The organism is Frigoribacterium sp. VKM Ac-1396 (assembly GCF_015350895.1).
Classification (GTDB): Bacteria; Actinomycetota; Actinomycetes; order Actinomycetales; family Microbacteriaceae; genus Frigoribacterium.
The window spans coordinates 1,509,898-1,523,398 of the sequence record NZ_JADKSD010000001.1; the positions used below are offsets into that span (position 1 = coordinate 1,509,898).

Here is a 13,501-nt window from a genome sequence, read left to right on the forward strand (position 1 = left end):
CACCAGCATCGTCACGCCGGGCGCGTTGGTGATCTGGGTCGTCTGCCGGTCGATGACGAGGTGGTCGAGGGTGGCGAAGGAGAAGTACGTCTGCAGGAAGTGGGTGTGGAGTGCTTCCTGACCGAAGCGCAGTCGCCGCACCGTGGAGTGGTTGCCGTCGCACCCGATCACCATCGAAAAGTTCCGCTCTGTGCCGTCGCGGAAGACCACGTGGACACTGTCCTCGTCGGGCTCGGTCAACGACTCGATAGAGTTGCCCCACAGCATCTCGACCTCCCCCTCCGTCGCGGCGGCGAGGATGTCGAGCAGATCGTCTCGGTGGATCTCGTAGCCGTCGCCGGCCGAGTCGTCCGTGGGCGGTTCTGGGTCCATCCGCGCGATGAGCTCTCCCTCCGGCGTCGTGAACTCGGTCACGCGAGGAACAAGGGCCTTGGCTTGGATCTCCTCGAGCAGGCCCATCCGTTCAACGATCGCGATGGTGTCGTCGCGGATGTCGACGGGGGTGCCGCCGCGCTTCAGTCCGGATCCGATCTCGACGATCGTGACCTCGTAGCCGAGCCAACGCATCCACAGTGCTGTCGCGAGACCCGCGAAGCTCGCTCCCGAGATGAGCACCTGTTCCTGCGCGTGCGTGTTCATTGATCGTCCCCTTTTCCCGGCTCCCACCGAACTTATAGTGACCCAAACTTTCGAGCGATGCCAACGGTAGCAGAAACTTTGGGTCACCTTATGTTTCGTGGCAGACTTGTGGAATGGAGCAAGCAAGCGCGGGTGCCAAATCAGGGCTCCGAGAACGCAAGAAGCGAGAGACCCGCGAGCGTCTGGGTGATGTGGCGGCTCGGCTCTTCGCGGAGCACGGGTACGACGAGGTGTCTATCGCGGACATCGCGGGCGCCGCGGGTGTCTCGGAGCCGACGGTCTACAACTACTTCCCGACTAAGCCGGACCTCGTCTTCGACCGAGCAGACGAAGTGCTTGAGAAGATCCGGGGTGCGATCTCCGGGCGAGACTCTCGGCAGTCACCGGCCGATGCGATGCGCTCCCTCGTCCTCGAGGACATCGATCGGTACGTCGAGGACAACGAGGGATTGGCCAAGGGCGAGTTCCCCGCGCAGTGTCAGCTCAGTGCGCTGCTCCGACGTCGAGCGCTGGAGTTCTACGACGACGTCACGACCGCGGTGGCAGCGGAACTTGCCGGTACGGGTCCGAACTCGATGTCCGAGCGGGCGTACGCGGCCGCGCTCGTCTCAGTGGTGCAGCAGACCACCGCGAGCATCGGCGATGCGGTCTTGTCGGATGCTCATCGGGGAGACACCCGCGAGCGTCTGAACGACGCAGCCGCGGCGACCCTTGACCACTTGTCGACCTGGTGGCACAGGGAGCACGTCACCTGAACGCGTCTTGGTAGACCATCCCCTATCGGGCGGGTGGTCTTTCGCTCAAGGCAGGGACGCGGGCGGACGTGACCGGTGTCGTTTAAAGACCGTTGGCCCTGCCATGACTGACAGAGCCAACTCCCCCAGGATGAAGCCCCTGCTTGAAGCAACTGATGACCTATCGAACCGAGGTGCTTCGACGCTACAGGTTCGACCGCGGGCGAACCATGCGTCACGTGGGAATCGAGTATCAAGTCGAGGTCGAGGCGCACTATGCAGCGCGGAACCGAAACTGGACTCTGCCGTAGCCCGAGAATCACGTCTCATGAGTCGCGTCGACCAAGTGGCACTCGCTCAGACTGTCATTGCGACAATCACATCCGCCCTCCTCGTCTGAATGCAACCCCCAAACCTGTGCACCGCTGAGGGACCCCCTACCAGGCGATAGTCCGCACGGAACCAGCTCTTCACTCGTCGAGGGGCACCGAGGCATACGCAAGCAAGCGCAGATAGCTGGAAAGCCTCAGAAGGAAGAGGAAGATGACTGCCCCGATGGCAGCTCCACCGAGGAGTATTCAAGCTTGCGTGGCGAAGGCCATGACAGTCATGAGTGCCGTCATCAGTCCGGTGCCGTATGCGCACAACAGGGCTATCTCGCGGGGGATCATGCCCCACACCTTCTGGTCCTCGAGGAGGGTGATGCTCACGGTTTTGCCCTTTGGTCGGGAAAGTTCAAGTCTGTCCCGACACGCTCTCGGGGGGCACCGATAGTCCGAATAACGATCGGCTATCGGGCGCGCCGGGCTCGTCGACGAACGAACGTAACAACAGCCGAGCCAAGAGCCGAAACGAGCGCTATAACCGCGGCTATTCGTCCCACACGCTGCGCATTGAGCGCCGACTCAAACTGCTGCTTTGTCTGGACGATCTCCGTGCCCTCAGGCACTGGCCAGGGAAAGACCGGTGTGAACCACCCGGCCTTGACGGTTGCGATAGCGCAGACGACGAGTGCTGCGACGGTCAAAACGCTGAGAACTAACGCCCATCGAGTGGGGCGAGATGGACGTGCCATGGGGTCACGGTAGCGGGCCTGCGACTCCCGGCCGAGCTGCCTGCGGTGCCGCCAGACCGAGACCAGTTGGCGATCCCCTATCGGGCACCTCCCTCGAGCTGTTCGGCCAGAGCACACCCGTGCTTGTTGTGAAGGCGTGGAACCACTTAGCTAGCCCCGTGCCCCACATCGCGTCCCCTAACACTTCGCCGGATCGGCCTCGATGAGTGTCACGGAGAAGCAGTCCCACTGGGGCGAAGCATTCACGGCCGTCGCGAGTCCCTGGACCGGTCGTGACGCCCGCCAGTTGAAGCGGCACCACACCGAAACCGTGTGGTTGAACTCATCACACGGGTTTCAAGAAACCACGCTCGAACTCCTCCGGGACTTGCCTGCGACCGTGACGAGCATCGCCATCGTCGCGCGCTGGATCGAGGATCTTGAACCTCTCTACGACCTCGGTCAACGCTTGACGTCTCTGCAACTTCTCGTCGCACCCGGAGCGAGAATCGACCTGAGCCGCTTTCCTGCCCTGACGTCGCTCTCGGCTGACTGGCCCATAGTCGAAGAATCACTCCACACCGCAACGGGACTCGAAGACCTCTACCTCGGATGCTTCACGGAAAAGGACCTGACGCCCCTGTCTCCGCTCAAGAATTTGAGCCGCTTACGGATGAAGGACCGGCCCAGCGTGGCCTCGCTCGAGGGCCTCGATGCGCTCGTGTCGCTGCGGTCGCTCACCATCGCAGGAGGCAGGAACCTTGCCGACATCACCAGGCTCGAGGGCCCCATTGGTGCACGACTAGAGGCCCTCGATCTGGACAGCTGCCGCCGAATCCAGGATCTGAAGCCACTGGCCCACTGTCGCTCCCTGAAAACACTCGGCCTGGGGAACATCGGTGATGTACCCAGTGCCAGCCCCTTGGCCGGCTTGACGGAACTCCGCGGACTGTTCCTCCACGAATCGACACGATTCATCGACGGCGATCTCGGCGCCATCGCCGACCTGCCCCACCTGAACACACTCGGGCTGATGAACCGTCGGCACTACCACCCAACGTGCAGTGTCTCCAAGTAGGTGTCAGCCGCAAACAGACTCAAAGCTGACGTCGTCCAGCCGCTGATCTGACCGCATTACGATCGGCCACTGGGACACAACCGCAGAGCACCTAGGACCACTTCTTGCCATACCGGTTCCAGGCCACGTAATTAACCTCGGATACCGTCTCGTGGCCGCCGGAGGTCTCGAATCTCGCGCTGAACTCTTTGTTCGGACCAGTAGGCGTTGGTTCGGAAATCAACTTGGCGTTGGCGTATTCGGGTTTGACCGTCTCGTCGTCTCCAATCAAGCGGAGATGAACCTCTGTACCATTCCCAATGGCGGCGAAGCTCGAGTACGCGCTGGGGGCGGGGGATTTTGGACTCATCTGTCCACCGTACGAGCAATCCTCGGTGTCTCGATAGCCGATCGGTCACCGACCATCGGCGGACGCTAGCCACTCCCCCGCAGCTACGGAGCGCCGGTTGTCTCGATAGGTCAGTCCGAAACTGATCTCGGTGAGCGATCCCCGAACGGGCAACGCGCCTCAATCGCGAACGAACCAGCTGAACGGCCACCGAGCTGAGCGGGCCCTCCGCCGCGCGCGTCGAGCCGCGTCCTGGCGCGCCGTTGCATGAGCTCGTCGAGCTCGAGCCAGGAGCTCATCGCCACGAGTCAGACGTGCTGCTTCCCGCGTCGGGTGAGTGAAGAGACCGACACCTGACCACGCGATCAGCCCACCAGTCGTGACGACGAGGAGCGGGTGGCCTCGGCCGGTGGATTCGAGATCACCTGCGAGCCAAGCGTCCGTGAGCCAAAGGCCCACCACCAGCGTGGCGATCCCCAGAACGACGACGCAGCCGCCCGACACACGCCACTTCCACATGCCCTCAACGCCTCTCTTCGCGCCCCTTCGCAGGGCAGGTCTCCAGCATCCCAGCAAAGCTGATCGACTCGAGGTGTCGACTGCCACACAGGACATCGGCCTGGCTCAGAGAAACCGACCTCGTTCGCCGAAGCCAGCGCGGATGAGTTCTACGACGTCGAGGCGTCGAGTGCGTCGTCACAAGGCTCAGCGAGCGTGGCGTGCAAGAGCCCCGAGGCCTCGATCGGCCACTGGTCGCCGGCCAGGATGCCGAACACGAATGCAGCCGCGACGAGCGCTGCACGATTCGGCACCCGGAACTTCGCCTGCAATTTGGCGACGTGGTAAGCGACCGTGGTCGGTGCGAGGTAAAGCCGCTGACCGATGGTGTCGTAGCTCTGGCCACGCGAGAGCTCGACCAGGATCTGAGCCTGGGTGGGCGTCACGCAATGCGCGCAGCGCGACTTGTGTGCCACGAGGCCCCTTCCGACCGGTCTGTCGGTCACTATACAGATCACTAGTCCTCACGAGAACAGGCCGTTTCGCCTTGTGGCGGGAGGGCCCTCTGGTCTTTCATGAGCCTCACTGCAGCACCTCGTGAAGGAGACATGATGGCCACGAAGACCACCTGGACGGGCGCTTTCGCCACGACCATCTGCCTCGTCAGCCTGACCGGATGCGTCGCCACGACATCCTCCACCGATCCAGCGTCGAACCACCCGACGATGATCAGCCCGACGTCGCCTCCTGCGACCGGTGGCACACTCGTCGACCCGTTGACACGGCTCGAGGACCCCGATTCGGACGCCTTCCTCGCCACGACCGTCTCGCCGTCGCTGCACGAACACGGCACAGGTGCGGCCACGTTCGACGTGGCCAGGCCCGACCCGTCCTTGACGCAGCTGCGTTTCTACATCGCCTGCGCAGCCGGTGAGTTCACGGTCACTCTCGGCACGTTCTACTCGGGCGACTGCACACCTGACTTCACCAGCAGCGGGACCATCCCGCTGCCATCCGGGGAAGACCCCCTGAGCGTCCGCCTGGACGTCTCGGCGGGGACTGACTACTGGATCACCGCCATCCCGGTGCCGTGACCAGCCGACGCGAGTCGGACCAGACAACAAAAGGAGTACTCATGAAGAAAAGCCTTGCCGCCGTCGCCGTCACAGCCCTTCTCGTCCTGGCGGGTGGCACAAGCGCGATGGCAGCCGAGGGCCCCACCGCGGGTGTCCAGAGTGCACCCACAACGACCAACGGGACGGACTCCACTGACGGCACCGACTCCCTCTGCTCGGGAAGCCGGGTCGTCTACAAATCGTCAAGCTCGGCCGGGTCTTTCACCCAAGCGTCGGGGGCGAACAGCTCGGTCACAGGTGGCCCGGGCGTGACCCTCGCGATCAGTACCTCCACCTCGTTCACGGTCTCGGGCAGCATCACCGCCACCACGGGAGTCACAGTGAGCAATGTCGTCGCGAGCGTCAAAGCTGACGTGGGCGTGACCATCGGCGCCAGCAAGACCGGCACGACAACGAACTCGGGGTCATGGACGGTCCCGTCCAGCTACGGGTCAGGGCGCCTCGCGATCGGCTCGATGAAGTACAGCGGCACGACCACGAAGTACATCGAGAACTCCAGCTGCACCCTCGTGAAGCAGGGCTCCTCCGCGACCTTCAACGCCCCGCAGCAGGAATGGCACTTCCAGACGTCGCGAGTGTCCTGACACCGAACGGCCCATCGCTCGACACAGTCGGTCCCCGTCGACCTCTCAGGCCGGCGGGGACCGATCTGACGAGAGTCGTCACGAGATCATCCTTGATGAAGACGCAATCACCACGGGGCAAGAACCGCAGCGTGAACCGATGACCGATCCCCTATCGGGCATTCGCTACAAGCGAGCCGGGTCATGCATCATCAACGCTTACGGCGTGTTAGGGCATAGGGAAAGGCGGGGTCGCCCTGAACCGTGAACGACCCCGCCTTGTGCGTCAGGAACCACCCTGACTTTGTTCCGACCCGACGCGGAACAGCCTCTCGACTACGGATCAACCCGAGCTAGATCGCTAGCGGCTTTGTGTCCGTGTCGCATAACTCCTCTTTCGGGGAAGTCTGGGCGGGAGCAGAGCCCGGAAGGGTTCTGCTCCCGCCGTGATTGTCAGCCCGCGATCCGTCGCCGACTAACGGCTGGGATGAGGAGTGCGCCGACCAGGATGAGTCCTCCTCCGAGCCCGAGGAGTCCGAGGAGTCCGTCGGTGCCGGTGAAGGCCAGCACAGTCGGTGCGGTGACGGTGACTCGGGCCGTCGACGGGTCAGACACGGTCCGCTCCGCCGGCGTCGTCGTCACTGCAGGCACACCAGACACGACCGCCGTGTTGGACACTGAGCCGGCCCTGACGTCGGCTGCGGTCGTCTGGTACTGCGCGGTGCAGACCAGCGTCGCCCCGGGGGCCAACGTCGCGGTGCCTGCGTTGCAGATCACGGGGCCGAGCTGGCCCGAGCCGCTGAACCGGCCCTCGACGATGGCGATGTCGCGCTGGGTGACGTTGCCGGTGTTGGTCGCGGTGAATGTGTACGTGATGACCTGGCCGGCCCCGGTGACGGAGGCCTTGTCAGCGGTCTTCACGATCGTGAGCGACGGTGCTGGCGCGGTCGGGACAGTAACCGTGGAGGGTGCCGACGGGGCGGTCGGGTCACCGCCAGGGGTCGTGCCGGTGACCGTGGCAGTGTTCGTCAGCGCTCCGGAGTCGACGTCGGCTTGGGTGACGACGTAGGTCGCGGTGTAGGTCGCGACCTGGCCGGGCAGCAGGACCACGTCACCCTCGGGACCTGTGACCGGGGACAGTTCCCCAGTGCCGGAGAACTCCGTGTCGTCGATCACGGGATCGGTGATGGTGGTGTTCCCGGTGTTGGTGACCTGGAACGAGTACGTCACCGTCTGACCAGCCTGGGTGAGGGTCGTCACGTCGGCGGTCTTGTCCACGGTCACCGCCGGTGCTTCCTCGACCGGGACGATCGCGCTCGACGGTGTCGACGTCAGCGGCGTGTTCGGCTCGTTGGAGTTACGGAACACCGGGGTGCCGGTGGCGGTGGCGGTGTTCGTGACCTCGCCGGCGTCGACGTCTGCCTGGGTCAGGACGTACGTCGCGGTGAACGTCGCCGTCTCACCCGGAGCGAGGGTCGCCACGGCCGCCGGCGCGAGCGGTGACAGGGTGCCCGTTCCGGAGAACTCGCCCTCATCGATCGTGACATCCGTCAGGGTCACGTTGCCCGTGTTCTGTGCCACGAACGAGTACGTGACCTCGGTTCCGGTCGCGAACTCGTCCTGGGTGATGTCAGCGCTCTTGACCACGCTGATGCCAGGGGTGGCGTTCGTCGGTGTGTCCACGGTCGAGGGCGGTGCAGGCGGGAACGGGTCCCCGCCAGGGGTCATCCCGGTCGCGGTCGCGGTGTTCGTCAATGCACCCGAGTCCACGTCGGCCTGGGTCACGATGTAGGTCGCCGTGAACGTCGCCGACTGACCCGGGGCCAGGGACACCGGTGCCGGGGTGAAGGCCGACAGGTCGCCAGTTCCGGAGAAGTCGCCCTCAACCGGGGTGACGTCGCTGGCGGTGACGTTGCCCGTGTTGGTGACCACGAAGGAGTACGTGACCGTCTGACCGGCCTCGGTGATCTCTGTCGTGTCCGAGGTCTTCGACACAGTGAGGGCCGGTGCCGGGGTCACGGGGATCTCGACGGTGGATTCGGGGGTCGTGGGAACGGGGTCGCCGCCGGGGGTGGTGCCCGTGGCGGTTGCTGTGTTCGACAGCGTTCCCGAGTCGATGTCGGCCTGGGTGACGACGTAGGTCGCCGTGAACGTCGCCGACGCGTTCGGGGCCAAGGACGCGACCGTTGTGGGCGTGATGGGGCCGAGGTCGCCGGTGCCGCTGAAGGCGCCCTCGAGGGGGCTGACGTCACTGATCGTGACGGTGCCGGTGTTCGTCACCTGGAACGAGTACGTGACCGTCTGACCGGCCGCCGTGATCTCGGTGATGTCGGCGGACTTGACCACCGTCAGGGCAGGGCCCGGGACGACGGGGATGGTGACGGCCGAGCCGGGGGGCGTCGGGAACGGGTCCCCGCCGGGGGTCGTGCCCGTCGCGGTCGCGGTGTTCGTCAGGGCGCCCGAGTCGACGTCGGCCTGGGTCACGACATAGGTCGCCGTGAACGTGGCCGACCCGCCAGGAGCGAGTGATGCCACCTGGGCCGGGGTGATGGCTCCGAGGTTGCCGGTGCCGGAGAAGTCGCCCTCGACCGGGGCGACATCGCTGGCGGTGACGTTTCCGGTGTTGGTGACCACGAAAGAGTACGTGACCGTCTGACCGGCCTCGGCGATCTCGGTGGTGTCGGCAGTCTTGTCGACCGTCAGGGCCGGGGCCAGCGTGGCAGGGACGGTGACCGTCGATCCGGGGGGCGTCGGGAACGGGTCCCCGCCGGGAGTGGTACCAGTTGCCGTCGCGGTGTTCGACAGAGCGCCCGAGTCGATGTCGGCCTGGGTCACGACGTAGGTTGCGGTGAAGCTCGAGGACGCACCGGGTGCCAGGGAAGCAACCGTCGTCGGGGTGATGGGACCGAGGTCTCCGGTGCCGGAGAAATCGCCCTCCACGGGGGTGACGTCGGTGGCGGTGACGGTTCCGGTGTTGGTGACGACGAAGTTGTAAGTGACCGTTTGGCCCGCCTCGGTGATCTCCGCCGTGTCCGCAGTCTTTGCCACTCGCAGAGCAGGTCCCGGGGTGACGGGGATGGTCACGGACGACGGGGGCGAAGTGACGGGGTCGCCGGTGGGGGGTGTTCCGGTGGCCGTGGCCGTGTTCGAGGTGGAGCCGCGGTCCACGTCCGCCTGGGTGAGTGTGTACGTGGCAGTGAAGGTCACGGTCTCACCGACGGCGAGGCTCGCAACCGAGGCGGGGGTGATCGCTCCGAGGGTTCCGGAGCCGGTGAAGCCGGTGTCGGTGACGGTGACGTTCGAAAGGGCACTGCCGCCGGTGTTCTCGGCGAGGAAGGTGTACGTGATGGTCTGGCCGGCGGTGTACTGCTCCGGAGCGGAAGGCGCCGCGCTCTTCGTCAGGGTCAGCTCGGAGACGGTGTGCACGGTGCAGGAGGTGTCTCCGGCGACGCATTCGCCGGGCGGTGCGGTGCCGGTGTCGACGACGTAGTTGGACATGACACGGTCACCGGTAGCGGGGTCGTCGACGGTAACGGTGTACGTGAGGGTGGTCTGGCCGCCGACCGGGATGACCCCGGAGATGCGGAAGCTGCCATCGCTGACCGGACCGAGAGTCAGAGGCGTGCCAGAAGTCACAGCCGGGGCCGTGGTGATGGTGGCGTCGTCGAGGACGGCAGTGAGGTCGTCGGTCTTGTCGACTTCGGCCGGAGCCGTGCCATCGGTGTTGGAGAGAACGACGGTGTAGGTCACGGTCTGACCCGGTAGCAGCGCGGTGCCCGACTCGGGGGTGGCGGTCTTGTTGACGGTGAGGTTCGAGCAGAGGCCGCTGTCCTGGGCTGATGTCGCGCCGTAGAACCCGAGGCCCGTCGCAGCAAGATTCGTGGTCGGGATTGCTGCGGTGGAAGCAGCCGTGGGGAGGGCACCCACTTCGTAGAGACCTCCACCCGAACCGGCGAGGTAGATGGCGCCGCCGCTTTGAGCTGCACCGAATGCCTGGGGCACGGTCCCGATCTGCGTCACCGTTCCGTCGGGGCTGAACCGGAACAGTGCACTGCTGTTCGCAGGCGTCCCGCTGTCGATGCTGGCCACAGCAAGTACGTCACCGTCGGCGAGAGTGAGGAAGTCACCACCCGAGGAAAAACCAACGGGAAAAGCGGCCTGGTAGATCGTCGACACGCCAGTCTCAGGATCCAACTCGTAAACAGCGCGGTCGCCCGAGGCACCCATGAGAAGGTTGCCATTGTTTAGGGCGCTGAGGGCGTTCACGGAGACAAAGGGCAGAGCGCCCGTGATGGGAATGGAGCCCGTCTCGGCTCCAGTCGCAGTATCGATTGTGTACAGAGTCCCCGGGCGGCTGAAGTTCACACCGTAGAGCGTCAATCCGTCGCTCGAGAAGGCAATATCTCCGTAGTCCCGGAAGAGCTGGGTCGATCGGATAAGCGTCCCATCCACCGAATACTCGTAAAGATCCCTAGTTCCACCACCGGTGTTGACGAAGATCGTCCCGGGCGGGCACGTCACCGCGGCGCGAGCGCTCTGCGGGAAAACGGCTCCCGTGACGGCAGTGAGCATGCCGACGAGAAGCGTCAGCAGGGCAATGAAGGAAAGACTCCTGAACAACGGCCGGCGGCCGTCCATCGTGAGCGTCTCTTGGACGGTTCGGACGTGCATCTGATCCCCGATCTGGATTGCGGTCTAGGCGCTCCTGAGAGCGCGTGCACCACGGACATCCCAGCCCAGTACTGGCAGGCCGTGGTCAGGCCCCGGCTGGTTCCCCACCTCTGATCCAGATGGAGACCCAGGCCTCGAAGGCAGCCGTAGACAACGCCTGTCGCCTCGTACCGCCTCTGCGCGCCACCCAATCAGTTCGCTGACAGCACGACAAGTACCCCACTTCGGGGGCTTGTGGCTGAGATCGATCCGGCAGGGCAGAGATTTTCCGCACGAATCCGGGCCTCACTCGCGTTCTTGCCAGTGAGCCAACGCCCATCATCGATGTCCATATTTTGGCTCATTTTCGCTAAGTGGATAAAAGCTCAGTTGTTAGGTCTCGGGCGGAGACCGAATGGCGGGGGCTCGAGCCGCCTGGGCTTAGATCAAGTAGCTGACTGAATCCATGGCCTCCCCACCGTGGGTTCATCGCAGCTCCGATGTCTCCCACCGCCGTGGAAATCTGCAGGACGACACCGCCTGATTGACAGACGAAGACGGGGAACGTCTAAGCCACGTGCTTGCTCACTCAAGCCGGCGCAATCTAAAACACCCGCTTCGATAACCTGCGTCCAATCCACGTCGAATGGAGGAATGCGCGTGACCGCCATCTGTTCGGTGTGCTCGCCCCCGCAGCGCCTCGTGCCGCCGAAAACCAGCGCGACGCCGCTCCTGGAGAGATTTCGAACAGAGGAACTAAATCCTTAAGGATCTGAGCCCTGACCCAAAGAGAATCGGACGTCACCTAGCCCAGAAGGCTTCCCCTTGAGGAAGAACCGCGGGCCCGGTCGCCGATCCCCTATCGGGCATCTGGCCGGCTCTGGTGAAGGACGTCTGGCTGCAAGCTAGCCTCGGCGTATGTATGGCGTCCCCGTCGATATCGACCTGTCGTTCCTTCCCGGCAAGAGGCTCGAGTCCGCAGATTTCACCCAGTTTCAACTTCAGCTGCGTTTCGATGAGCGGGTGCGGTTGTCCATCGAGTCGGTCTACCGGATCGACAAGGCCGGAAGTGTTCTCGTTTATGACGAGATTCCGGCTGGTGCCGCCGAGGTTGTTGCGCTGCTGTCGATGGATGTGACCAACGCCTACCGTCTGGCAGAAGATGCGATTCGCATTGAGTTCGGAGACAGTCGTGCACTTGAGGCCGTTGACGATTCGGTGCAGTACGAATGCTTCCAGATCTGGAACGGTGACGCCATCATTGTCGTCTGAGCCTTGGTGAATGCTCTCCTGAGCCCGTCCGACCCCTGGGCTCGAACCGGACACTCAACCTTGTTCTCGGCCGCGGGCGAAGCCATAGGAGTTGGTGCCCGCTGGATACGAGCCAGGAGTAACCCGGTGAGCGATCCTCTATCGGGCAGCGGGCTCATGCACCCTTGATATAGACAAAGGCCGGCAGAAAGCTAGCGCGACAGGTCACCCGGGTCGTGAAGCAATCTGTGATCTGATGATGGAGGCGGGCGGCGAGTAGTGCCGACGATTCGCCAGACTCACGAGCTTGAGGGCAGGCAGGTCGAGGAGCGGAGTTAGGTCGCCGTCGGAGACGTTCGTCGAGCCGTGCAGGAACAACCGTTCGAGGCGTCGAAGCCGCACAAGTGGCGCGAGGCTGACGAAGGTTCCCATGTCTGACAGAGTCAGCTGCGTCAAGGAAGTCGTGTGCGCGATCGACTCGAGGTCCGAGACGTTAGCTGAGTACGCAAAGCTCAAGGACTCGAGAAGTGGAGTCGGGTTCCATGCGAGCTCGGTGATGTCTCGGAGGTGAGAGGCGGATGCGATCTCGAGGAACCGAAGACGAGGCAGCTCCGAGAGGCCAGTCACCGTCTCGATTCGGGGGCGATCAAGAAGCGTCAGCCTGGAAAGAGAGTGCAGGTGTGCCAAGGGGAGCAGATCTGCTTCGGTGTACAAGCCGAAGCAGACAGAATCCAGGTCATCTACGGCACCGATCGTGTCCCGTACCTGCCTCCAATCGGCGCCGAGCTCCTTCAGGCGAGGAAGCCGAGTGAGATCGACCTCGAGCCGGGGGTCGGTCGTGATGTTCAGTTCGATCAGGGTGTCAGCGAGATCGTAGATGGGCTCATGATCAGAAGTTGTCCGAGAAAGGATGATGAGCCGCTCGAGCTGCAGGCCCGAGATGAAATCGAGATTTCTTTCCTGGTACCCATGTGCGTAGTTAAGGACGAGCCCCGTGATGCCCCGTTTGCGCATCTTCCGCTCGTCGGCTTTGGTCCACGGCCCGACGATGTCTGCCTCGAGCCCGGCGGGTGTCGGTCGAATAGTGATCATTCCGCTGGGCCCTGGCAACGGTGATGGCGTCTCACGAAAGCCAACCTAGTGTTTTCGAGCACACCACTTGCGGCAACGGGTGTCACTACCGTTCAATTCTTCGGACCGAGAGCCCAACGCCAGGCCGTTAGAGCGGTAGACCATCCCCTATCGGGCGCTCCAAGCACGCGCTTCTACAGGGCTGAACGTCGGCGCATGCTCGTGGTTGCATCAGGTTCGCGACCGCTTCGTGCAGCCGCATCAGTCGGCGGCCGCCGACTCCCTTTTCCGTTTCGACGAACGAGTGAGCAGGAGAAAGCATCATGAGCAACACCGTCATCCATGACTTGGTTTCCGAGATGCTGAGTCAGCTTCCGTCCGGTGGAGGCATCGTGGCTGTGGATGGCGATGCTGGCGAGCATCTCTCGGACATGGGCAGTCAGTTAGCTCGGGAGATCAGCGCGAGAGGCCTCACGTCGTCGGTCCGATCATTCACGGG

The 13,501-nt window shown here is 63.8% G+C and carries 10 protein-coding genes; 5 read left to right on the plus strand and 5 right to left on the minus strand.

Annotation, left to right across the window (positions count from 1 at the left end; genetic code table 11):
* The coding region (locus ITJ55_RS07020; RefSeq protein WP_194594652.1) for an FAD-dependent monooxygenase at window positions 1-639 on the minus strand (639 nt) is incomplete at its 3' end.
* 113 nt (window positions 640-752) lie between these two features.
* On the opposite strand from ITJ55_RS07020, the gene ITJ55_RS07025 reads away from it, so the two are divergent.
* Window positions 753-1,394, plus strand: coding sequence for a TetR/AcrR family transcriptional regulator (locus ITJ55_RS07025; protein ID WP_194594653.1), 642 nt, complete (start codon window positions 753-755; stop codon window positions 1,392-1,394).
* 557 nt (window positions 1,395-1,951) lie between these two features.
* Here the strand turns inward: ITJ55_RS07025 and ITJ55_RS16250 are convergent.
* Window positions 1,952-2,083 carry a hypothetical protein gene (locus ITJ55_RS16250; RefSeq protein WP_255521216.1) on the minus strand — a complete coding sequence of 44 codons (132 nt, stop codon included), beginning with the start codon at window positions 2,081-2,083 and terminating at the stop codon, window positions 1,952-1,954.
* A 744-nt stretch (window positions 2,084-2,827) separates the two neighbouring features.
* Between ITJ55_RS16250 and ITJ55_RS07030 the strand changes: the two genes are divergently transcribed.
* Entirely contained in the window at window positions 2,828-3,505 is a 678-nt protein-coding gene (locus ITJ55_RS07030) for a hypothetical protein (protein ID WP_194594654.1), read from the plus strand.
* 996 nt (window positions 3,506-4,501) lie between these two features.
* Here the strand turns inward: ITJ55_RS07030 and ITJ55_RS07035 are convergent.
* Window positions 4,502-4,807 carry a LuxR C-terminal-related transcriptional regulator gene (locus tag ITJ55_RS07035; RefSeq protein WP_162240614.1) on the minus strand — a complete coding sequence of 102 codons (306 nt, stop codon included), beginning with the start codon at window positions 4,805-4,807 and terminating at the stop codon, window positions 4,502-4,504.
* 135 nt (window positions 4,808-4,942) lie between these two features.
* Between ITJ55_RS07035 and ITJ55_RS07040 the strand changes: the two genes are divergently transcribed.
* Window positions 4,943-5,425: a hypothetical protein gene (locus ITJ55_RS07040; RefSeq protein ID WP_194594655.1), complete on the plus strand. Its 483-nt coding sequence runs from the start codon at window positions 4,943-4,945 to the stop codon at window positions 5,423-5,425.
* A gap of 41 nt (window positions 5,426-5,466) precedes the next feature.
* Complete coding sequence (locus tag ITJ55_RS07045) at window positions 5,467-6,051, plus strand: hypothetical protein (protein WP_194594656.1); 585 nt, start codon at window positions 5,467-5,469, stop codon at window positions 6,049-6,051.
* A gap of 432 nt (window positions 6,052-6,483) precedes the next feature.
* On the opposite strand, the gene ITJ55_RS07050 is transcribed toward ITJ55_RS07045, so the two are convergent.
* Window positions 6,484-10,668, minus strand: coding sequence for a DUF11 domain-containing protein (locus ITJ55_RS07050; RefSeq protein ID WP_194594657.1), 4,185 nt, complete (start codon window positions 10,666-10,668; stop codon window positions 6,484-6,486).
* Window positions 10,669-11,598: 930 nt separating this feature from the next.
* Between ITJ55_RS07050 and ITJ55_RS07055 the strand changes: the two genes are divergently transcribed.
* A complete protein-coding gene (locus tag ITJ55_RS07055; protein ID WP_194594658.1) occupies window positions 11,599-11,952 on the plus strand; it encodes a hypothetical protein in 354 nt (117 codons plus the stop codon).
* 204 nt (window positions 11,953-12,156) lie between these two features.
* On the opposite strand, the gene ITJ55_RS07060 is transcribed toward ITJ55_RS07055, so the two are convergent.
* On the minus strand, window positions 12,157-13,023 hold the full coding sequence (locus ITJ55_RS07060) for a hypothetical protein (protein ID WP_194594659.1): 867 nt from the start codon (window positions 13,021-13,023) through the stop codon (window positions 12,157-12,159).
* Between the last annotated feature and the right edge of the window lie 478 nt (window positions 13,024-13,501).